This window comes from Xanthomonas sp. JAI131, from assembly GCF_013410075.1.
Taxonomy (GTDB): Bacteria; Pseudomonadota; Gammaproteobacteria; order Xanthomonadales; family Xanthomonadaceae; genus Xanthomonas_A; species Xanthomonas_A bonasiae.
Genome location: NZ_JACCCN010000003.1, coordinates 726227 through 745410, shown reverse-complemented (window position 1 = coordinate 745410; position 19184 = coordinate 726227). Strand labels below are relative to the sequence as shown.

The window sequence follows — 19184 nt, the reverse complement described above, 5'->3', positions numbered from 1 at the left end:
CGACGCGATCCTCCAGCAGCGCCTGGATGGCGCCGGCCGCGATCCAGGCGCCTGCTGCAATGAACGAGCGTCCCGCATTGTCCATCCGGCGAGTAAGCCACCCACACCGGAGCTGCGCATGAGCGCGATCCCGAACAACCGCCGCCCGCGCAGTTTCTACGAAGCCGACGCGCGCGAGCGCATCGCCGGCCTGCTCGATCCTGGCGCGTTCCGCGAGTTCGTCGGCCCGCGCCAGCGCGCGATGAGTCCGCACCTGGCGCAGCTGGACCAGCCCGGTGCGTTCGACGACGGCATCGTCGTCGGCGAGGGCCGGCTCGACGGGCGCACGGTGCTGATCGCCGCGCAGCAAGGCCAGTTCATGGGCGGCGCGGTCGGCGAGGTGCACGGCGCCAAACTCACCGGGCTGCTGCAGCGCGCCGCGGCGACCAAGCCGTCGGCGGTGCTGCTGCTGCCCGACACCGGCGGCGTGCGCCTGCACGAAGCCAACGCCGGACTGATCGCGATCTCCGAAATCATGCGCGCCACCCTGGACGCGCGCGCCGCCGGCGTGCCGGTGCTGGCGCTGATCGGCAGCGGCAATGGCTGCTTCGGCGGCATGGGCATCGTCAGCCGCTGCTGCTCGCGCATCGTCATGTCCGAGGAGGGGCGGTTGGGCCTTTCCGGTCCGGAAGTGATCGAGACCGTGCGCGGCGTGGAGGAATTCGATTCGCGCGATCGCGCCCTGGTGTGGCGCGTGACCGGCGGCAAGCACCGCTATCTGCTCGGCGAGGCGCAGGCCTTGGTCGCCGATGCCATCGAGGATTTCCGCGCCGCGGCGATCGCCGCGCTGGCGCCGCCGCCGGCCGAAGACGACGACGGCCTGTCGCGCATCGCCGCAGAACACGCCGCGCTGCGCCAGCGCCTGGACGCCTATGGCGACTGCCGCGACGGCATCGACATCTGGCGCCGCCAGGGCATCGCCGATCCGGAAGCGCTGCCGCTGCTGGACACCGCCGCCTTCCTTGCCGCCGTCGCCGACCGGAGCCCGTGATGGAACTGATGCCTTTGCTGGAAGCGTTGTTCCCGCTCGGCCACCGGGTCGAGGTGCGCGATGGCGTGATCGGCGGCAGCGCCAGCACCGCGCTCGGCGATGTCACCGTGATCGGCAGCGCCGACAAGCTGGAAGTGGGCGTGGAGCACGCGCTGGCGCTGGCCGCCGCGGTGCTGGACAGCACCCGCACGCACCCGCAGCGGCCGATCGTGATGCTGGTCGATACCGCCGGCCAGCGGCCGTCGCGCAAGGACGAACTGCTCGGCATCAACGGCTATTTCGGCCATCTGGCGCAATGCCTGGACCTGGCGCGGCGGCGCGGCGCGCGGCTGCTGACGCTGGTCTACGGCGAATCGGTCAGCGGCGGCTTCCTCGCCTTCGGGCTGATGGCCGACGCGATCTACGCGCTGCCCGAGGCGCAGGTGCGGGTGATGGACCTGCGCGCGATGGCGCGGGTCACCAAGCAGCCGTTGGAGAAGCTGCAAGCCTTGAGCAAGAGTTCGCCGGTGTTCGCGCCGGGCGTGGAGAACTACGTGGCGATGGGGGCGGTGGAAGCGCTGTGGCAGGGCGATCTGGCGCAGGCGCTGGTCGCCGCGCTGCAGGCGCCGCTGCACGGCGATGTCCGCGCGCAACGCGGCGCCGAACGCAATGGCCGCCTGCTCGCTGCGCCGATCGCCGCGGAGGTCGCCGCCGGCCATGCATGAGCCGCTCGCCCGGCACGACCTAGTCTGGCTGGCGGCCGATGCGCCATGGCAGGCACGCACGCCGGGCGCGCAGGCGCGCCTGCGCGACTGGTTCGCGGCCGGCCATCCGGCGATCGTCGCGCGCGGCGATCGCAGCGACGACGCGCAACTGCTGCGCCTGGGCGTGCCGTTGCCGCCGGCCGAAGGCAAGCAGCGCCTGTCGCTGTCGGCCGAGCGCGATGCGGTGGTGCGGCAGCGCGCGCCGCTGACGCTGGACGAAGTCTGCGCGCAGCGGCCGGCAGTACCGGCGTGGCAGGTGCCGCTGCGCGAGTTGCAGGCGCTGGCCGCCACGCATGGCCTGGTCCCGCGCGTATTCGGCGCCTTCGCCTGGCAGGCGCTGACCGGCTTGCCCTACGTGCAGGCCGGTTCGGACATCGATCTGCTGTGGCCGGTGCCGTCGCCGGCGCAGGCCACAGCGCTGCTCGCCGACCTGGCGCGCTGGGAACAGCGCCACGGGCATCGCGTGGATGGCGAAGTGCTGCTGCCCGACGGCAACGCGGTGAGCTGGCGCGAGCTGGCCGGCGACAGCGCGCAACTGCTGGTCAAGGCGCTGCGCGACTGCCGGCTGCAGCCGCGCGCCGAGCTGTTGCGGGCATGGGGGGCGTGATGGATCTGCAGGCTGAGCGCGGCGCGGCATACGGTTGTTTCCCGGCGTCGGCAGCGCCCGCAAGTGCGGATGTGTCGGCGGAAGAAGCCGTCGGGACTGAAGTCCCTCCCACAGCGCAGATAGCCAGCCACCCGCGCGTCCCTGTAGTAGCGGCTTCAGCCGCGACGAACGCAGCGTCGGAGCTTCCGGCTTCGGAAGCTGCCGGGACTGAAGTCCCTTCCACAGCGCAGGTAGCCAGCCACCCGCGAGCCCCTGTAGGAGCGGCTTCAGCCGCGACGAACGCAGCGTCGGAGCTTCCGGCTCCGGAAGCCGTCGGGACTGAAGTCCCTCCCGCAGTGCAGGTAGCCAGCCACCCGCGCGTCCCTGTAGGAGCGGCTTCAGCCGCGACGAACGCAGCGTCGGAGCTTCCGGCTTCGGAAGCTGCCGGGACTGAAGTCCCTCCCACAGCGCAGGTAGCCAGCCACCCGCGCGTCCCTGTAGGAGTGGCTTCAGCCGCGACGAACGCAGCGTCGGAGCTTCCGGCTTCGGAAGCTGCCGCGACTGACGTCCCTGCCAAAGTGCGGGTAGCCAGCTATCCGCCAGCCTTTGTGGGAGCGACTTCAGTCGCGACGAACGAAGCAGGAGTCGTTAGAACGTCGAAAGCGCTCGTGGCCAAAGTCGCTCCTGCAGTGCAATTCGCCGGCGTTCCGCAAGTAGCCTCTGCCGCGGCGAAGACCACAGCGAATTTCCCCGACGCGGCGGCCATGCCGCACCGCCTCGGCCGTCTCGCCGTCGCCAGCCTGCATGCCGAGCTGGCCTGCGCGCCGAAGCCCGGCCTGGTCACGCCGTTCGATCGCGGCAGCCACGACGACATGGACGCGTCCACGTTCCTGCGCAGCCTGTTCGCGTTGCGCGGCTACTTCGTCGCGATCGCCGCCGCCGCCGCGGCCGGTGCGGCGTTCCCCGCGCTGCGCGAACTCGGCATCGGTGCCGAGCGCGCCATGCTGCGCGCCACGGGCGGGGTCAATACCCACCGCGGCGCGATCTTCAGCCTGGGCCTGCTGGTCGCGGCGGCGGCGCGGCTGCGCAGCCGGAATCAGGCGATGCCGGATGGCGTGGCGGTCTGCAACGCAGTCGGCGTCTGGCGCGATGCGCTGTTGGACGCGCCGCTGGACCCGCACAGCCACGGCCAGCGCATGCGCCGCCTGCATGGCGTGGCCGGCGTGCGCGAACAGGCGGCGGCCGGGTTCCCGCTGCTGCGCCAGGTGGCGCTGCCGAGCCTGCGCGCGGCGTTGCGCGCAGGCCTGGCGCAGGATGCAGCGCTGGCGCAGACCCTGCTGCAGCTGATCGCGCAGACCGACGATCTGAATCTGCTGCATCGCGGCGGCCGCGACGGGCTTCGCTTCGCGCAACGCCGCGCGCGTGCGTTCCTCGAGGCTGGCGGCGCGGCGCAGCCGGATTGGCGGCAGCAGCTGTCGCGCATCGGCGAGGCCTTCGTCGCGCGCCGGCTCAGCCCGGGCGGCAGCGCCGACCTGCTCGCCTGCGCCTGCTTCCTGCAGCGCCAGGAGGGCGTATGAGCCTGGCGCTGCTATGCCCGGGACAGGGCGCGCAACATCCGGCGATGTTCGACTACGTCGTCGGCGAACCTGCAGCCGAGGCGGTGCTGGCCGCGGCGGCGCAGGTGCTCGGCGCCGATCCGCGCGCGCTGGCCGGCGACGACGCGCGCTACGACAATGCGATCGCGCAGCCGCTGGTGTGCGCTGCGGTGCTGGCCAATGCCGCGGCGCTGCTGCCGCAACTGTCGACGCCGGCGTTGCTGCTCGGCTACAGCATCGGCGAGCTGGCCGCGCATGCCTTGGCCGGCGGCATGGACGCGTCCGCCTGCCTGGCGCTGGCGGTGCGGCGCGCGCAGCGCATGGATGCGGCCAGCCGCAATGGCGACGGCCTGATCGCGGTGCAGGGTCTGCTGCGCGACGCGGCCGAGACGCTGTGCGCGCAGACCGGGCTGCATATCGCCATCGTCAACGGCGACGATCACCTGATTCTCGGCGGCCATGCCGATGCGCTGGCGCACGGCGAGCGGCAGGCGCGTGCGCAGCGCGCACGGGTCACCCGCCTGCCGGTGGCGGTGGCTGCGCACACGCCGTTGCTGGCGAGCGCGGCGCAGGCCTTCGCCGCCGATCTGCGCGCCGCGCCGCTGGCGGCGCCGCGCGCCGCGGTGCTGGCCGGCATCGACGGACACCGCATCGGCGACCGCGACGACGCCATCGGCGCCTTGTCGGCGCAGCTGGCGACGACGCTGGATTGGGCCGGAACGCTGCGCCAGGCCGCCGAACGCGGCGCGCGCGTCTTCCTGGAACTGGGACCGGGCGGTGCGCTGGCGCGCATCGCACGCGAGTTGCTGCCGGAGTGCCAGGCGCGCTCGGTGGAAGAGTTCGGCAGCCTGGCCGCGGCGGCGGCCTGGGTGCGGCAGGCGGAGCAACGCATGCAGTGATGCAACCGTGGCGGCGGGAGGGGGCGGCGATGGGAGCCGTCGCGCCGCCACGGCGGTAGGCAGTTGGCGAACGACCCAGGATGGCGGGTGGCCATTCGCGGCAGTGGTACGGATCCAGCAAGCTCGGGAGGGCGCATGAGTCCACAAATCGCGACGATCATCGGCTTGATCGTCATGTTCATCGTGGCCACGGCGTTGCCGGTCAACATGGGCGCGGTCGCGTTCGCGTTGGCCTTCATCATCGGTGGCGTCTGGGTCGGCATGGACGGGAAGGAGGTCTTGGCCGGATTCCCCGGCGACCTGTTCCTGACCCTGGTCGGCATCACCTATCTGTTCGCGATCGCGCGCAACAACGGCACCATCGATCTGTTGGTGCATTGGGCGGTGCGCGCGGTCCGCGGCAAGATCGTGGCGATCCCGTGGGTGATGTTCGTGGTTACCGCGGTGCTGACCGCCTTCGGCGCGCTCGGTCCTGCGGCGGTCGCGATCATCGGCCCGGTCGCACTGCGCTTCGCCAAGCAGTACAGGATCAATCCGCTGCTGATGGGCCTGCTGGTGATCCACGGCGCGCAGGCCGGCGGGTTCTCGCCGATCAGCGTGTACGGCGGCATCACCAACAAGGTGGTGGAGAAGGCCGGGCTGGATGTCACCGAAATGGCGGTGTTCCTGACCAGCCTCGGTTTCAACCTGCTGATGGCGCTGATCTGCTTCTTCGCCTTCGGCGGCCTGGCGCTGCTGCGGCGCGAACAGACGCCGTCGCTGGCCACGGCGGAGTACGTGCCGGTGGGCGATCAGTCCTCGCACCGCCAGTTCGCGATCGAAGGCCATGGCGCATTGCTGTCGGCCGGCGGCGGCACCTTGTCCACCGATCCGGTGGCGCTGGACGCGGTGAGCCTGAACCGCGATCGCGTGCTGACCCTGTTCGGCCTGCTTGGCCTGGGCATCGCCTCGCTGATCTACAACCTCAACGTCGGCCTGGTGTCGATGACCGTGGCGGTGGCGCTGGCGCTGCTGTCGCCGAAGGCGCAGAAGGGCGCGGTGGACGGCATCAGCTGGTCCACGGTGCTGCTGATCAGCGGCGTGGTCACCTACGTGGCGGTGCTGCAGGAGAGCGGGGCGGTGGACTACATCGGCAACGGCGTGTCCGACATCGGCATCCCGCTGCTCGGTGCGCTGCTGGTGTGCTACGTCGGCGGCATCGTCTCCGCGTTCGCCTCCTCGGCGGCGGTGCTGGGCGCGACCATCCCGCTGGCGGTGCCGTTCCTGCTGCAGGGCCACCTCGGCGCGGCCGGGGTGATCTGCGCGCTGGCGATCTCCTCCACGGTGGTGGACGTGAGCCCGTTCTCGACCAACGGCGCGCTGGTGGTGGCCTCGGCCGCCCCGGACGAACGCGAATCGCTGTACAAGCGCTTCCTGATCTACAGCGGCCTGGTGGTGCTGTTCGGCCCGCTGCTGGCGTGGTTGCTGCTGGTGGTGCCGGGGTGGCTTTGAGGCCGGGATTGGGGATTGGGAATTCGGGATTCGTTAAAGCGGATCGCGGTTGCTGATCCAGCGTGAGTTGCACAAAAAAGCGCCGGCCCTTGGTCGGCGCTTTTTTGTGTGGGGTTTCAATCAGCGCATCTGCTCATCGCGCAGCAGATGCCGCTGTTACGAATCCCCAATCTCCAATCCCGAATCCCGGCCCCTGGGCAATGGCGCCGGCACATTCAACTTGCCGCCGGCGGCCACGTACATCGCCAGGGCGTTGCCCTGGCTTTGCAGGTGGCGGTTCATGGTGCGCTCGGCGCCTTCGGCGTCGCCGCGGCGGAAGCAGTCCATCAGTTCGCGGTGTTCGGACAGCGATTGCTGCATGCGTCCGGGCGCCAGCAGCTGGCGGCCGCGGTGCATCTTGAGGATGCGGTGCAGGTCGTGGGTGACGCGGATCAGCCACGGGTTGCCGGCGAATTCCTGCACCGATTCGTGGATCAGGTAGTTCTGCCGGTAGTACTCGGCCAGGTCGCCTTCGTCGGCGGCCTGCTCCATGCGCGCGTGCAGCGTTTCCAGCCGCGCCAGGCCGGCGGCGTCGACCTTGCGCACCGCCTCGTAGGCGCAGCGGCCTTCCAGCAGCGCCATCACCGGGAACAGCTCGTTGAGGTCTTCCAGGTTCAGCCGGGTCACGCGCGCGCCGCGGCCCGGTTCGATCTGCACCAGGCCTTCGGCGGCGAGCAGCTTCAGGCTCTCGCGCAGCGGGGTGCGGCTGATGCCCAGTTCGGCGACCAGTGCCGGCTCGTCGATCCACTCGCCCGGCGGCAGCACGTAGTCGTAGATCTTCTGCCGCAGCCGCTCGGCCACGTCTTCGTACAGCGCCACGCGCTTGCGCGGTGCGCGGGTATCGGGCGCGAGAGTCATCGGCGGATCGGAACGCTCTGGAGCCTGTAACGGCGATGCAACCATTCTAGCGGCCGGCAGCAAACGCCGTCGGTGCGGCGTTTGCTGCCGGCACGGCCTATTTGCCCTTCTTCTTGTCCGGGCGCTGCGACAGCGCCGACGCCGCGGCGGTCTTGCTGTCCTTTCCGGTGCGTCCGTCCTTGAGCACCTTGGAGGCGGCCTTGCCCGCCTTGTCGCCGGTTTCCTCGTTGTTCGCCATGTGCGGTCTCCACGCTGCCGCGGTTGCGGCAGACCACTGCATGCGCCCGGCCACGTCAATGCCGCGTCACGAAAAAAGCGCGGCGATTCACGCGGGTTTGCGCGCCGCCTGGGCAAGGTAGCGGCTGACCAACCAGGAGCACCCCATGACCCCGAGGCGCATCACGACCCGGCTTTCGATTCTCGCGGCGCTGGCCGCCGTGGCGCTGAGCGGCTGCGGCAAGCCGGGCGACCAGACCTCGCGCACCGCACCGGCGACCTCGCCGGCGCCGACCGCGGCCCCGGTCGGCGGCGAAAGCGGGCGCGCGCCGATCGCCGGCGACGCTTCGGCCAAGGCGATGCTGCAGGTGCTGGAAGGCAATGCGGTGGCGCTGTCGCAGCAGGCGCTGTCGCGCAACGTCAGCGGCAGCGTCGCCGATTTCGCCCGCGAAGTGGTCGCCGCGCACCACGGCGCCGCGGCCGCGGACGCCGGCAAGGGCGGTCCCGGCGATGCGGAGAAGATCGCCGCGCAGGCGGCCAAGGGCAAGGCGCAGCTGCAGGCGCTGGACCAGGAGAAGGACGATTCGGCGTACATGAACGCCTACATGGCGACGATGGTGCGCAGCTATTCCGATGCGCTGGCGGTGATCGATGCCGAACTGGTGCCGGCGGCGCAACAGGAAGCGACCAAGCAGGAACTGCAGCAGGCGCGCAAGCGCATCGCCGAGCAACTGGAGCGCGCGCAGGCGCTGGCCTCGGCGCGCTATTGAGCGTAGCCCCTCTCCCGTCGGGAGAGGGGTTGGGGTGAGGGTAAGGCGCGAAAGCGACTCGCCGATCAGGGGACGCGCGGCTTGTGGGGCGCCGGCCGCTCCTCGCGCCCATCCGGATGTCGCGCAAAGCGGTTCGGATCGCGGCCGTGCACCGGCGCCTCGTCCTGCCACGGCCAGCCGCCGAACTGGGTGCGGCGGTAGTCGGCCATCGCCTGGGCGATCTCGGCCTGGGTGTTCATCACGAACGGACCGTGTTGGGCCACCGGTTCGGCGATCGGCCGGCCCTGCAGCACCAGGAACTCGCTTGCCTCCGCGTCGCCGTTGACCAGCTCGACCGCCTGGTCGGCGCGCAACTCGATGGCGGCGTGGCTGCTCACCTCGCGTCCACCCACGGTCACCGCTGCGCCCTTGAAGAAGTACAGGCTGCGGCGTGTGCCGCGACCTTGTGCGGCGGGCAGGGTCCAGCGTGCGCCGGGCGCCATGCGGATCGTCCAGATGGCCACGTCCGCATCGTCCTGCGCCGCCCACGAATCCGGTGGCGGCGCGAGCGGGCCGCCGTCGCTGCCGGGCGCGGCGTCGACCGGGCCGACGCGGCCGGCCACGCAGGCCACGTCGGTGGTGCGGCCGGCGGCGTCGGTGGCGGTGAAGCGCGGTACGTCCTGCGCCCAGAACATGGTGAAGTGCGGCGCCACCATCTTGCTGCGCGCCGGCAGGTTGAGCCAGATCTGGAACAGTTCCAGCGGGTTGGGCGCGGTGGTGTCGAGCAGCGGGAACATCTCCGAATGGACGAGGCCCGCACCGGCCGTCACCCATTGCACGTCGCCGGCGCCGAAGCGCGCCACCGCGCCGAGCGAGTCGGCATGGTCGATCAGGCCCTGACGCACGATGGTCACGGTCTCGAAGCCGCGATGCGGGTGGCCGGGAAAGCCGGGGATGCGCTCGCCGTGATACATGCTCCAGCCGTCCTTGCGGCTGAAGTCCTGGCCGATGGCGCGGCCCGCCAGCGACGCCGCCGGACCCATCGCGCCATTGCCGGCGGGGTAGGCATCGTCGTGGTAGACGCAGAACAGGAACGGATCGATCGTTTCCCACGGAAAGCCAAGGGGCTTGATCTGGACGATAGGGTCGGTCATGGAGAGGTCCTTGGTGCGAACGCCGGCCGAGAGGGAGACGGCAACCCTTCCGATATGGGGCGGGGCCAATGGAACGGAAGGCCGGTCCGAAGGACATCCTGTCCCGCACGGGAAACGCTGGATGCGCCGCCGCCGCCGCATGCATGGCCATGGAGCAGGAGGCACGGGCGGCGCTCCATCCGCCGTTCGAGCGAACGGAGCCGGCATCGGCGCGCAACTGAATGCCGGCTGGGGCGCAGCCGGCCATCCACGTCCGCGCTGCCCGTGCGTCATCGGACTGTCATCTGCCGCGACCAGCATCGCAGGCCTTTCCGACCCTGCGAGCGCCTGGTGCGTCCCGAACCCTTGCCGGCCCTGTCGCGGCTGTTCCTGCAATGGCGGCCGTCGCTGAGCCGTTATTTCCTGCGCCGTCGCGCCGCGGCATGGGATGCCGAGGACCTGGTGCAGGAAGTGTGGCTGCGCCTGCAGCGCAGCGAGGCGCATGCGCCGGAGATCGCCAATCCGGAAGCCTACCTGTTCACCATCGCCGCCAACCTGATGCGCGAGCACGCGCTGCTCAACCAGCGCAGCACGCAGCGCGACACCTGCCTGGACGAGGTGCTGGAGCGGCTGGCGGTGCCGTGCGAAGCCGATGCGCAGGTGCATCGTGCGCAGCGCCGGCAGCGCCTGGCCGAACTGATGGCGCGGCTGCCGCCGAAATGCCGCGCGGCGATGGTGCTGCGCTACCGCGACGAACTCGGCTACCAGGACATCGCCGAGCGGTTGCAGATCTCCAGCCACATGGTCAAGAAATACATCATCAAGGGCCTGGCGGTGTGCCGGCAGGGCATGGCGCGCTATGCGTGAGTCGCCGATCGCCGCGGCAGCCGCGGCCTGGTACCTGGCGCAGCGCGAAGCGCCGCTGGCGCCGGTGCAGCAGGCCGAGTTCCTGGCCTGGCTGCGGCAATCGCCCACCCACGTGGCCGAATACCTGGGCATCGCCCATCTGCACCAGGACCTGCAGGCCGCGGCGCACTCGCAGCCGGCCAGCAGCGAACAGCTGTGTGCGCATGCGCGCCACAGCGGCGCGGTGGTGGTGCCGTTGCGGCCCGAGTTCGGCCGCGCGGCGCCGCCGCGATCGCAAGCGGCGCCGGTGCCAGGCAAGCGCGGCCGCAACCGGCGTCGGGCGTTCGGCCTGGCGGCCATCCTCGCGCTGTCGGCGATCGGTGTGGCCACGCAGCTGGCGGCGCCGGACACGGTCGCGGCGACGGTCTACGCCGCCGCTGCCGATGCCGGGCGCGAGGTGGCGCTGGCCGACGGCAGCGTGGTGCGCCTGGACCGCGGCAGCGCCATCGCCGTGCGCTACGGCGCGCAGCGCCGCGACATCGCGCTGCTGCGCGGCAAGGCGCTGTTCGACCTCGGCCACGATCCGGCGCGGCCGCTGCGGGTCAGCGTCGGCACGCTGGTGCTGCGCGATATCGGCACCGTGTTCGGCGTCGATCAACATGCCGGCGGCACCCGCGTCACCGTGCTGCAGGGGCGCGTGCACGTGCTGCGCGGCGCGCATCCGTGGTGGCGGCGCAGCGCGCTGCCCAGCGAGGGCGCGCAGCTGGCGGACCTGGGCGGCGGCCAGCAGGCGCGGCTGGATCCGCAAGGCCAGTTGCTGGGGCTGGACGCGCACGCCGACATCGCCGGTGCCACCGCCTGGCTGCCGGAACAGGTCGGCGTGCACGACCGCAGCGTGGGCGAGGTGGCGCGGCTGTTCAACGCCTACACCACGCAGCCGTTGCGCATCGCCGACCCGGCGCTGGCCGCGCGCCGCATCAGCGGCGTGTTCCACCTGCGCGATCCGGAGGCCTTCGTCGCCTATCTGGGCAGCCTGCCGAACGTGCAGGTGCACCGCGATGCGCAGGCGGTGACGATCCGCAGCGCGCCGGCGCCGATGTAAGAAAAAATTCATGCAAATACCGGTAGCCGCGCGGCGCTGTGCGGCACTCCTAGGTAGGCATGGTCGTCGCGCTGCGTGCGCACGGCCGCCTTCCTCTCCCCTCCGGTAGCACGTCCCATGCGCAACACGCTCGTCGTCTCCATCGCCCTGCTGCTCGGCAGCACTTCTTCGCTGCCGGCGTGGTCGGCCCCCGTCGCCGCCTCCGCACCGGCGATCGCGCCGATGCCGCTGGACCAGGCGCTGGAACTGTTCGCACGCAACAGCGGCCTGCAACTGATGTACGACCCGGCACTGGCGGCCGGGCAACGCAGCAACGGTGCGCCGGCTGGCCTGGCACCGGCACAGCAGTTGCAGAAACTGCTGGCCGGCACCGGCCTGGACTACCGCATGCCGACCCCGACCACGGTCAGCATCGTGCGCAGCGCCGCGCCGGCGCAACGCAGTGCCGCCGCCCCGCGCGCGCCGCATGCCGCGGCCACGCCGGCGGCCGACAACGGCGACCGCGACGACGGCCCGCGCGAACTGGCACCGATCAACGTCACCGCCAACAGCGTCGACACGCTGGCGCCCAGCGCCGCGCCGCTGGAGGCGAGCCAGCCGACCTCGGTGATCGACGAACGCTTCATCCGCGACGGCCTGCGCCTGAACGCGAACTACGACGACATCATCAAGTACGCGCCGAGCGTGGTCACCACCTCGCCGGAAGGCCCCGGCCTGGGCAAGAACGAAGGCATCAGCATCCGCGGCTTCCAGGACGGCCAGTTCAACATCACCTTCGACGGCATCCCGTTCGGCGACGCCAGCGACCTGCACCACACCACGTCGGCCTACTTCAACAACCACGTGCTCGGCCAGGCCGAGATCGACCGCGGCCCCGGCGGCGGCGCCACCATCGGCAACGCCACCTTCGGCGGCACGCTGGCGCTGCGCACGCGCAACCCCAGCGCGGTGGACGGCGTCACCGTGTACGCCACCGGCGGCAGCTGGGACACCTGGTCCACCGGCGTCAGCGCCGACGAACACATCGGCAACACCCGCGTGTTCGCCGATCTGTCCAAGGAAGCCAGCGACACCTACCTGAAGGGCACCGACGACCGCCGCGAGCACGCCTTCGTCAAGACCGTCACCGAGCTGGGCGAGGCGACCACGCTGACCTTCGTCAGCAGCTACAACCAGGAGCACCAGAACACCGTGCAGGGCGCCACCCGCGCGCAGATCGAACAGCACGGCTGGCGCTACGGCCTGGGCAACGATCCGACCCTGCAGAACTACACCGGCTACAACAGCGCCGCGTACTACTCCAGCTTCAGCTATCTGGGCCTGAGTACGCGCCTGGGCGACTGGGAGCTCGACAACAAGGTCTACTACAACAGCTTCGACCACACCGCCGCCAAGAGCAGCATCCCCACCAGCGAGAGCGCCGCCGACAACGGCGTGACCTTCTACTCCAGCACCGGCAAGAAGCTGTCCAAGTCGGCTACCGACGTGCCCGGCAAGCTGTCGGACAACGATTTCCATGCCTTCGGCGACGTGCTGCGCCTGGCGCGCGATCTGGGCCCGGGCCAGTTGCAGACCGGCGTGTGGGTGGAGCGCAACCTGGACGAACGCGAGCAGTTGCCGGTGGACATGACCACCGGTGCGGCCAGCGGCACCAAGTACGGCTATCTGTACAACTACCAGCTGCACGACCGTACCGACACGCTGCAGCCGTATGTGCAGTACGACTGGAAGCTGAGCGACACGCTGACCCTCAGTCCCGGCGTGCGCTATTCGCGGGTCGAGCGCGAACTCGACGCGCAGCTCAACAAGAGCACCCCGCCGGCGCCGTCCTACACCAGCGCCAGCTACGACGCGACGCTGCCGTCGCTGAGCCTGCACGATGCCTTCAACGAGCACTGGAGCGGCTACGTGCAGGCCGCGCGCGGGTTCCTGGCGCCGCCGATCGACGTGATCGAACTCAACGGCGCACGCGGCCTGCAGCCGGAGCTGACCAGCAACTACCAGCTCGGCACCAGCTACGCCGCGCGCGGCCTGACCTTCGGCGCCGACGTCTACTACATCGACTTCAGCAACTACATCAGCCAGACCCTGGTCGCCACCGACAGCGGCACCGAGAGCGCCTACGTCAACGGCGGCGGCGCGGTGTACCGCGGCGCCGAGGCCGAAGCCACCTATGCGCTGACGCCGACGCTGAGCCTGTACGCCAACGCCAGCTACAACGAGGCGACCTACAAGCACAGCAGCACCCAGGTCGCCGGCACCCCGCACGTGACCGGGGCATTGGGCCTGCTCTACAACAGCGGCACCGGCTACTTCGGTTCGTTGATGGAGAAAGTGGTCGGCGCGCAGTACGGCGTGGACAACACCACGGACGCCAGCGGCGCCACCGTGTTCGGCAACGACCAGCGCCTGGGCGGCTATGCCAGCCTGGATGCGGCGCTGGGCTATCGCAGCACGCATGGCCCGTACGGCCTGAAGGGCTACTCGATCAGCATGGACGTCAACAACCTGCTCGATCGGCATGCCCTGATCGGCTACGCCGGCGCGCGCTCTTCCGACAACCAGCCGCTGTACTTCGGCCTGGCCGGACGCGGCGTGTTCCTCGACCTGTCGCTGAAGTTCTGAGGCCGGCGGCATGCATGTTTCCATCCAGGCACCCATCACCGCCACGCTTGCGCGGCGCTGCCTGCATCGCGTGGCGGTGCTGTTGATGCTGGCCGCGGCGGCATCGCCGGCCGCGGCCGCCGGCGCAAACGCGCCAGCGCAAGTGCGCCTGACCATCGTGGTGATGCGCCACGGCGTGCGCGCGCCGACCCAGGATCCGCAGGCGCTGGCCAGGTACGCGGCGCAGCCATGGCCGCAATGGCCGGTGGCGCCGGGCATGCTCACCGCGCATGGCGCGGTGGGCATGCAGGCGCTGGGCGCGCGCTACCGGCAGCGCTGGCTGAAGGAGGGCGTGCTGGCGCCTGACTGCGGCCAGGCACAGGTGGTGCTGATCGCCGACAGCACGCCGCGCAACCACGCCAGCGCCGCGGCCTTCGGCGAAGGCCTGCAGCCGGGCTGCCGCGCCCAGTATCTGGCGCTGCCGAGCGCACAGAACAATCCGCTGTTCCACTACGCGGCCGGCAAGGACGGGAACGACGACAAGGACGACGACGCGATGGCCGCGCCGCTGCATCCGGATGCGGCCACGCGTGCGCGGTTGCGCGCGCTGCAGCAGGTCCTGTCCGGCTGCCGGGGCGCGGCCTGCGCCGCGCAGGCGCCTGGCCAGGACACGCCGCGCCTGGACGATCCGCAGCGCCTGGACGATCCCGCGCAGGCGGCAAAGCTGCTGAAGACCGCCGGCAGCCTGGCCGAGAACCTGATGCTGGAATACGCGCAGGGCCTGCCGTTGGCGCAGGTGGCGTGGGGTCGCGCCGATGCGACTTCCCTGCAACGCCTGATCGGGTTGCACAACGCCTCCTTCGACCACAGCAAGCGCGCCTTGCCGGCGGCGCGTGCCGGCGGCTCCAACCTGCTCGCGCACCTGCTGGCGACGGTGCAGGCCGCTGCCGGAGAAACCCCGGCAGTGGCGCCGCTGGCGCCAGCGGACACCCGCGCGCTGCTGCTGCTCGGCCACGACACCAACCTGGCGCATCTGGCCGGCCTGCTCGACGTGCCCGGCCCGGTGCGCGGCCAGCCCGATGCCTATCCGCCCGGCGGCGCGCTGCTGCTGGACCTGGTGCGGCAGGGCGGCCGCGACTATCTGCAACTGCGCAGCGTGGTGCCGACCTTGCAGGCGCTGCGCGACAACCGCTTCGACGGCGACCGGCTGCGCGAGCGGCGCTGGCCGCTGCCGGGTTGCGGCGGCCGATTGCGCTGCCCGTTGGCGGTCGCGTTGCCGGCGCTGCAGGCGCGGCTGGACCCGCAGCAGGTGCAGGCCGACGTGCCGGCATTGACGCCGTGGCCGGTGCAGGCGGCGGCTGGCGATTAGCGCGGATGTCTCGCCGCGTCGCGCCCCCTGTAGGAGCGGCTTCAGCCGCGACAGGATTTATCGGGAATGCCTGTCGCGGCTGAAGCCGCTCCTACACGGATTTCACGGCATCCCTCCAGTTTCCGAGCGGACGGTGTTTGGTCCGGACGGAACCCTGCGCGCGCCATCACGGATCGCAACGCGGCGAAGGCCGATCATCGCGGTTCCCGCGCTGCGCGCCCGCGTGGCGCTGCGCCGTCTTTGCTCAGGTGCCCGCCATGTCCCCGATGTCCGCCGCTTCGCTCCCCGATTCGATGACCGCGATCGAGATCCGCCACCCCGGCGAGCCGGAGGTGCTGGTGCCGGTGCGCCTGCCGCTGCCGCATCCGGGCCGCGGCGAACTGCTGGTGCGGGTGGCCGCGGCCGGGGTCAACCGCCCCGACGTGATGCAGCGCCGCGGCAGCTATCCGCCGCCCCCCGGCGCGTCGCCGCTGCCGGGACTGGAGTTCGCCGGCGAGGTGGTGGCGTTGGGCGAGGGCGTGGAGCGCTATCGGCTCGGCGATGCGGTGTGTGCGCTGGTCGCCGGCGGCGGCTATGCCGAATACGCGGTGGTGCACGAACGCAACGCGCTGCCGGTGCCGGCGCCGCTGAGCCTGGCCGAGGCCGCGGCGCTGCCGGAGACCTTCTTCACCGTGTGGGCCAACGTGTTCCAGCGCGGCCGCCTGCAGGCCGGCGAGACCCTGCTGGTGCACGGCGGCACCTCCGGCATCGGCAGCGTCGCCACCTTGCTGGGTGTGGCCTTCGGTGCGCGCGTGATCAGCACCGTCGGCTCGGCCGACAAGCGCGCCGCCAGCCTGGCGCTGGGCGCGCAGGCGGCGATCCTGTACCGCGAGGAGGACTTCGTCGCCGAGACCCTGCGCCTGACCGGCGGCCGCGGCGCCGACGTGATCGTGGACCTGCTCGGCGGCGACTACCTGCCGCGCAACTACCAGGCCGCGGCGCTGGACGGGCGCATCGTGCAGATCGGCATCCAGCAGGGCAAGGTCCGCGAGCTGGACCTGATGCCGCTGCTGGCCAAGCGCCTGACCCATACCGGCTCGACCCTGCGCGCACGCTCGGTGATGGAGAAGGCGGCGATCGCGCGCGAGCTGGAGCAGCAGGTCTGGCCGCTGCTCGAACAGGGCCGGGTCAAGCCGCAGCTGGACCGCTGCTTCCCGCTGGCCAAGGCGGCGCAGGCGCATGCGCGGATGGAATCCAGCGCGCATATCGGCAAGATCGTGTTGCTGACCCAGGCCGGGGCGGGGCAATGAGACCCTGTCGCGGCTGAAGCCGCTCCTACAAGAGCGCACCTGCAGGAGCGGCTTCAGCCGCGACAGATGCCCGCCGGCCCCGTGCCGCTGGCCCTGTTCAAGCGCCACGCCGTATATTGCGCCGCACGCGCGGTGGTCCGCGCTTCACTGCCGGTCCCCCGCGTGCGCCTGCCTTCCCGTTCCGCCGTGCTGCTGCCGTTGTTGCGCCGTTCGCTACTGCTGCTGTTCCTATGCCTGAGCGCGGCGGCGAGCGCGCAGCCGCAGGACGAGCCGCAGGCGCCCGACCCGCAGGCCTTGCTGAGCGGCGCCGAGCAGACCCTGCAGGACGCGCGGCGCAGCGTGGACAACGCCGACGACCAGGAGTCGCTGCGCAAGCTGATCGGGCAGGTGGCCGATGCGCAGCGCGATGCCGAGGCCGCAGTCGCGGCGCTGACCCCGCAGCTGGCCCAGGTCGATGCGCGGCTGCAGCAGCTCGGCCCGGCGGCGGACGGCGAGGCGAAGGACATCGCCGCGCAGCGCAAGGACCTGGCCAAGCAGCGCGCGCCGCTGGATTCGGGGATCAAGCGCGGCAAGCTGCTGGCGGTGGAGGCCAAGCAGCTCGGCGAGGAAATCGAGAACGTGCAGGCCGAGCACTTCAGCCAGGAGCTGTCGCTGCGTTCGACCTCGCCGTTGTCGCCGTCGCTGTGGCGGCAGATCGCCAGCGATTTCCCCGGCGACCGCGATCGCCTGCTCGCCCTGTACCAAGTGGGCGCAAAGGCGCTGGACGACGCGATCGCCGAAAACGGCGCCGGCGCGCTCGGCATCGGCCTGGCCATCGCGTTCGTGCTGCTGTTCCCGCTGCGCTACCTGCTGCGCTGGCTGGGCAAGCGTTACGCGATGTCGCGCGCGCCGGGCAGCCGCCTGCGCCGCTCCGGCCTGGCGTTGTGGTTCCTGTTGCTGGGCACGCTGACCCCCGGCCTGGCCGCGCTGGTGCTGGCCGAGAGCCTGCGCGGTATCGGCGCGGTGCCGACCACGCTGGAGAGCGTGCTGCGCGGCTTCGTGGTGTACAGCTTCGCCGCCGCGTTCATGGGCTCGCTGGGCGCCAGCGTGCTGTTGCCGAACCAGCCGTCGTGGCGGCTGTTCCCGATCGACGACGCCACCGCGCGGCGCCTGCGCAAGTACACCTGGGCGACCGCGACGCTGGCCTGGGTCAGCAGCATGCTGCTGGTGATCAACCGCGCCAGCCATACCAGCGCCTCGGCGACGGTGGCCGCCGACGGCGTGATCGCGCTGGCGTACGCGGTGCTGATCCTGGCGATCCTGACCAGCCTGTCGCGGCTGCGCCGGCGCCAGTACGCCGAGGCCGCGGCGCAGGCGCTGGAAAACGGCCAGCCGCCGCCGCCGGGACAGCATGGCGGCGCGCTGGCGCTGGTCGGGGTGCTGGTGCGGGTGGCGGTGGTGGTGGCGCTGCTGGCGTCGCTGCTGGGCTATCTGTACCTGGGCCTGTTCATCACCCGGCAGATCATCTGGATCACCATGATCGTCGGCGCGATCCGCCTGCTGATGACCTTCGCCGACGATTTCGCGCTGTGGCTGTTCGCCAGCGAAGGCCGCATCGGCCGCGCCGCCAACGGGGCGTTCGGCGTGCGCGCCAGCCGCCTTGAGCAGGCGGGGGTGCTGACCTCGGCGGTGCTGCGCGTGTGCCTGTTGCTGATCGGCGTGGGCGCACTGCTGATCCCGTTCGGGACCAACGTCTCGACCATCACCGACTGGTTCTCGGTGCTGTCGCAGGGCATCCCGATCGGCAAGAGCCACCTGTACCCGGGCGCCGTATTGCGCGCGGCGCTGGTGTTGGGCGTGGGCCTGCTGGCGATGCAATACATCCATGGCTGGCTGACCGAGACCTACCTGCCGAAGACCGAACTGGACGACGGCTCGCGCAATTCGGTCAGCACCGTGGCCCGCTATGTCGGCATCCTGCTGGCCGCGCTGTGCGCGCTGGCGGCGTCGGGGATCGAGGTGGCGCAGATCGCGCTGGTGGTCAGCGCGCTGTCGGTGGGCATCGGCTTCGGCCTGCAGTCGATCATCCAGAACTTCGTGTCCGGGCTGATCCTGCTGGCCGAGCGCCCGGTCAAGATCGGCGACTGGGTCAAGATCGGCGACCAGGAAGGCGACGTGCGCAAGATCAGCGTGCGGTCCACCGAGATCCAGGTCGGCGACCGCTCCACGCTGATCGTGCCCAACTCCGAGCTGATCACCAAGACCCTGCGCAACATGACCCTGGCCGGACCGCTGGGCCGGGTGCAGATCCAGTTCGCGGTGTCGCTGGGCACCGACATGGCCAAGCTGCGCGCGCTGCTGCTGGAACTCTATGCCGCGCATCCGGGCGTGCTGGAGGAGCCGGCGCCGTCGGTGTTCATCGATTCCATCGCCAGCGGCCACGTCACCCTCAACAGTTTCGCCTACGTCGGCAATCCGCGGCTGGTCTACGGCATCCGCAGTGATCTGTTCTTCAGCTTGCTGCAGCGCCTGGCCGACGAGGGCATCGCGCTGGAATCGCCGCAGGAAGTGCGGCTGCTGCGCAAGGAGCCGTGAGCGCGGGCGGCGGCGCTTTCACTCTATGCCGGTCCGCCGCGCTGCCCGACCGGGGCCGGGT

The 19184-nt window shown here is 71.1% G+C and carries 16 protein-coding genes; 13 read left to right on the top strand and 3 right to left on the bottom strand.

Translation table 11 applies throughout. The features are described from left to right. Nucleotides 1–118 precede the first annotated feature (118 nt). The 6 genes from HDC36_RS16310 (at nucleotide 119) to HDC36_RS16285 (ending at nucleotide 6344) form a co-directional block, all read left to right on the top strand. Nucleotides 119–1030, top strand: coding sequence for a biotin-independent malonate decarboxylase subunit beta (locus tag HDC36_RS16310; protein WP_179569305.1), 912 nt, complete (start codon nucleotides 119–121; stop codon nucleotides 1028–1030). After that, nucleotides 1030–1734 (top strand): biotin-independent malonate decarboxylase subunit gamma, encoded by a 705-nt coding sequence (gene mdcE, locus HDC36_RS16305; RefSeq protein WP_179569303.1) that lies wholly within the window; start codon nucleotides 1030–1032, stop codon nucleotides 1732–1734. The genes HDC36_RS16310 and mdcE overlap by 1 nt, the downstream gene beginning before the upstream one ends. Continuing rightward, nucleotides 1727–2380, top strand: a complete 654-nt coding sequence (gene mdcG / locus HDC36_RS16300) for a malonate decarboxylase holo-[acyl-carrier-protein] synthase (RefSeq protein WP_179569301.1) — start codon at nucleotides 1727–1729, stop codon at nucleotides 2378–2380. The genes mdcE and mdcG overlap by 8 nt, the downstream gene beginning before the upstream one ends. 743 nt (nucleotides 2381–3123) lie before the next feature. Beyond that, nucleotides 3124–3936 carry a triphosphoribosyl-dephospho-CoA synthase MdcB gene (mdcB, locus tag HDC36_RS16295; protein ID WP_179569299.1) on the top strand — a complete coding sequence of 271 codons (813 nt, stop codon included), beginning with the start codon at nucleotides 3124–3126 and terminating at the stop codon, nucleotides 3934–3936. Beyond that, nucleotides 3933–4853 carry an acyltransferase domain-containing protein gene (locus HDC36_RS16290; protein ID WP_179569297.1) on the top strand — a complete coding sequence of 307 codons (921 nt, stop codon included), beginning with the start codon at nucleotides 3933–3935 and terminating at the stop codon, nucleotides 4851–4853. The genes mdcB and HDC36_RS16290 overlap by 4 nt, the downstream gene beginning before the upstream one ends. Before the next feature lie 135 nt (nucleotides 4854–4988). Next, on the top strand, nucleotides 4989–6344 hold the full coding sequence (locus tag HDC36_RS16285; RefSeq protein ID WP_179569295.1) for an SLC13 family permease: 1356 nt from the start codon (nucleotides 4989–4991) through the stop codon (nucleotides 6342–6344). Nucleotides 6345–6500: 156 nt separating this feature from the next. Here the strand turns inward: HDC36_RS16285 and HDC36_RS16280 are convergent, their stop codons facing one another. Both HDC36_RS16280 and HDC36_RS16275 read right to left on the bottom strand, forming a co-directional pair. Continuing rightward, a complete protein-coding gene (locus HDC36_RS16280; RefSeq protein ID WP_179569293.1) occupies nucleotides 6501–7241 on the bottom strand; it encodes a GntR family transcriptional regulator in 741 nt (246 codons plus the stop codon). A gap of 97 nt (nucleotides 7242–7338) precedes the next feature. Next, on the bottom strand, nucleotides 7339–7479 hold the full coding sequence (locus HDC36_RS16275) for a hypothetical protein (RefSeq protein ID WP_179569291.1): 141 nt from the start codon (nucleotides 7477–7479) through the stop codon (nucleotides 7339–7341). 145 nt (nucleotides 7480–7624) lie between these two features. Here HDC36_RS16275 and HDC36_RS16270 point away from each other — a divergent pair, with 145 nt between their 5' ends. Beyond that, entirely contained in the window at nucleotides 7625–8227 is a 603-nt protein-coding gene (locus HDC36_RS16270; RefSeq protein ID WP_179569289.1) for a DUF4142 domain-containing protein, read from the top strand. A 65-nt stretch (nucleotides 8228–8292) separates the two neighbouring features. Here HDC36_RS16270 and HDC36_RS16265 read toward each other — a convergent pair whose 3' ends face one another. Further along, on the bottom strand, nucleotides 8293–9360 hold the full coding sequence (locus HDC36_RS16265; RefSeq protein WP_179569287.1) for a pirin family protein: 1068 nt from the start codon (nucleotides 9358–9360) through the stop codon (nucleotides 8293–8295). A gap of 330 nt (nucleotides 9361–9690) precedes the next feature. Between HDC36_RS16265 and HDC36_RS16260 the strand changes: the two genes are divergently transcribed. The 6 genes from HDC36_RS16260 (at nucleotide 9691) to HDC36_RS16235 (ending at nucleotide 19123) form a co-directional block, all read left to right on the top strand. Next, nucleotides 9691–10206 carry an RNA polymerase sigma factor gene (locus tag HDC36_RS16260; RefSeq protein ID WP_179569285.1) on the top strand — a complete coding sequence of 172 codons (516 nt, stop codon included), beginning with the start codon at nucleotides 9691–9693 and terminating at the stop codon, nucleotides 10204–10206. Further along, nucleotides 10199–11287, top strand: coding sequence for a FecR domain-containing protein (locus HDC36_RS16255; protein ID WP_179569283.1), 1089 nt, complete (start codon nucleotides 10199–10201; stop codon nucleotides 11285–11287). The genes HDC36_RS16260 and HDC36_RS16255 overlap by 8 nt, the downstream gene beginning before the upstream one ends. Nucleotides 11288–11404: 117 nt before the next feature. Continuing rightward, a complete protein-coding gene (locus HDC36_RS16250; RefSeq protein WP_179569281.1) occupies nucleotides 11405–13912 on the top strand; it encodes a TonB-dependent receptor in 2508 nt (835 codons plus the stop codon). Nucleotides 13913–13922: 10 nt separating this feature from the next. Next, entirely contained in the window at nucleotides 13923–15260 is a 1338-nt protein-coding gene (locus tag HDC36_RS16245) for a histidine-type phosphatase (RefSeq protein ID WP_179569279.1), read from the top strand. A 257-nt stretch (nucleotides 15261–15517) separates the two neighbouring features. Continuing rightward, nucleotides 15518–16549 (top strand): NAD(P)H-quinone oxidoreductase, encoded by a 1032-nt coding sequence (locus HDC36_RS16240; RefSeq protein WP_179569277.1) that lies wholly within the window; start codon nucleotides 15518–15520, stop codon nucleotides 16547–16549. Between the two features lie 186 nt (nucleotides 16550–16735). Next, nucleotides 16736–19123, top strand: a complete 2388-nt coding sequence (locus tag HDC36_RS16235; RefSeq protein ID WP_179569479.1) for a DUF3772 domain-containing protein — start codon at nucleotides 16736–16738, stop codon at nucleotides 19121–19123. Nucleotides 19124–19184 lie beyond the last annotated feature (61 nt).

Coding starts and splice junctions, on each gene's coding strand:
- HDC36_RS16310 (WP_179569305.1), top strand. CDS start 119: ATGAGCGCGATCCCGAACAACCGCCGCCCGCGCAGTTTCTACGAAGCC.
- mdcE (WP_179569303.1), top strand. CDS start 1,030: ATGGAACTGATGCCTTTGCTGGAAGCGTTGTTCCCGCTCGGCCACCGG.
- mdcG (WP_179569301.1), top strand. CDS start 1,727: ATGCATGAGCCGCTCGCCCGGCACGACCTAGTCTGGCTGGCGGCCGAT.
- mdcB (WP_179569299.1), top strand. CDS start 3,124: ATGCCGCACCGCCTCGGCCGTCTCGCCGTCGCCAGCCTGCATGCCGAG.
- HDC36_RS16290 (WP_179569297.1), top strand. CDS start 3,933: ATGAGCCTGGCGCTGCTATGCCCGGGACAGGGCGCGCAACATCCGGCG.
- HDC36_RS16285 (WP_179569295.1), top strand. CDS start 4,989: ATGAGTCCACAAATCGCGACGATCATCGGCTTGATCGTCATGTTCATC.
- HDC36_RS16280 (WP_179569293.1), bottom strand. CDS start 7,241: ATGACTCTCGCGCCCGATACCCGCGCACCGCGCAAGCGCGTGGCGCTG.
- HDC36_RS16275 (WP_179569291.1), bottom strand. CDS start 7,479: ATGGCGAACAACGAGGAAACCGGCGACAAGGCGGGCAAGGCCGCCTCC.
- HDC36_RS16270 (WP_179569289.1), top strand. CDS start 7,625: ATGACCCCGAGGCGCATCACGACCCGGCTTTCGATTCTCGCGGCGCTG.
- HDC36_RS16265 (WP_179569287.1), bottom strand. CDS start 9,360: ATGACCGACCCTATCGTCCAGATCAAGCCCCTTGGCTTTCCGTGGGAA.
- HDC36_RS16255 (WP_179569283.1), top strand. CDS start 10,199: ATGCGTGAGTCGCCGATCGCCGCGGCAGCCGCGGCCTGGTACCTGGCG.
- HDC36_RS16250 (WP_179569281.1), top strand. CDS start 11,405: ATGCGCAACACGCTCGTCGTCTCCATCGCCCTGCTGCTCGGCAGCACT.
- HDC36_RS16245 (WP_179569279.1), top strand. CDS start 13,923: ATGCATGTTTCCATCCAGGCACCCATCACCGCCACGCTTGCGCGGCGC.
- HDC36_RS16240 (WP_179569277.1), top strand. CDS start 15,518: ATGTCCCCGATGTCCGCCGCTTCGCTCCCCGATTCGATGACCGCGATC.